This is a genomic window from Streptococcus sp. GMD1S (genome assembly GCF_000296875.1).
In the GTDB taxonomy this organism is placed as follows: Bacteria; Bacillota; Bacilli; order Lactobacillales; family Streptococcaceae; genus Streptococcus.
Genome location: NZ_AJQY01000376.1, coordinates 1 through 1,025, shown reverse-complemented (window position 1 = coordinate 1,025; position 1,025 = coordinate 1). Strand labels below are relative to the sequence as shown.

At 43.3% G+C, this 1,025-nt stretch carries 1 protein-coding gene and 1 pseudogene; both read right to left on the bottom strand.

Annotation, left to right across the window (positions count from 1 at the left end; genetic code table 11):
* A partial coding sequence (locus tag GMD1S_RS10455) for an ATP-binding cassette domain-containing protein (protein WP_001279096.1) occupies nucleotides 1-473 on the bottom strand: 473 nt, incomplete at its 3' end.
* Nucleotides 470-1,025, bottom strand: a pseudogene (locus GMD1S_RS10450) (CCA tRNA nucleotidyltransferase); the annotation flags it as partial. The pseudogene GMD1S_RS10450 and the gene GMD1S_RS10455, both read right to left, overlap by 4 nt.

Below are 1,025 nucleotides of genomic sequence, written 5' to 3'. Positions count from 1 at the left end.
CCTGACAATTCACCAACTGGAGTCGACAAGTCCTGAATACCCAGCTTGCTGAGGACTGTCTTGACCTGGCTTTCAATTTCCCAGGCTTGGAGAGAGTCCATTTCTGCCATGACCCGTTCCAAACGAGCTTGCTTGTCCTCACTGTAGTTGAGCATGATTAACTCATACTCACGAATGAGCTGGATTTCCTTGAGGTCGCTGGAGAGAACCGTATCCAAGACCGTCTTGCTATCATCAAAATCAGGATCCTGGGTCAAGTAGCCAATCTTATAGTCATTCTTTGCCGAAAAGGGACTGACATCCCCATCAAAGCCAGAAACGCCAGAAAGGACGTCTAAAAGGGTAGTCTTACCCGTTCCATTGACACCAATTAGACCGATTCTGTCCAAATCATGGATGATAAAGGAAATATCCTTAAAAACGGTCTTGTCACCGACGGATTTGCTTAGTTTTTCAACGATAAAATCACTCATTTTCTCTCCCTCAGGTAAGTATGGATTGCTTGACGATCATTTTCCAATACTCCATCGACAATGGCAAACTCAATCTCTGTTAAAATATCTCCCAAATCTGGACCTGGCTGGTAACCATATTCCTTGATTAAAATACCACCGTTAATCTGAATTTCTTTCTTGTCATGAATGGTCAAACTTTGGTAAGTTTCTGTGATAGCTTGTGGATTGACTTCTTTTCCTTGTGCCTGACGAAGATTTTCAGCCTGTAAAAGTAAATCCAAGTCAAAGCGGTAACAATCACGCTTGCTCAGCTCTCCTTCTTCTCGCAAAGCCAAAATAGTCAGCAAATCCTGAACCTGCTTGGCAAACTGGCGTGAGGTTTTCCATACCTTCAAAAATGGCTGTGCATCTTTAATCTCCAAAACCCACAATAGAGCTGCCCAAGCTTGTTCAGAAGACTCAAAGGTGAAATCCGCCTCTAAATCAAACAATCTTTGGAGCTTTTCTCGACTGTCTGCCATATCTGGAAGATAGTCATAAGCTCGACTCTCAATCATGGAAGCCAGACCA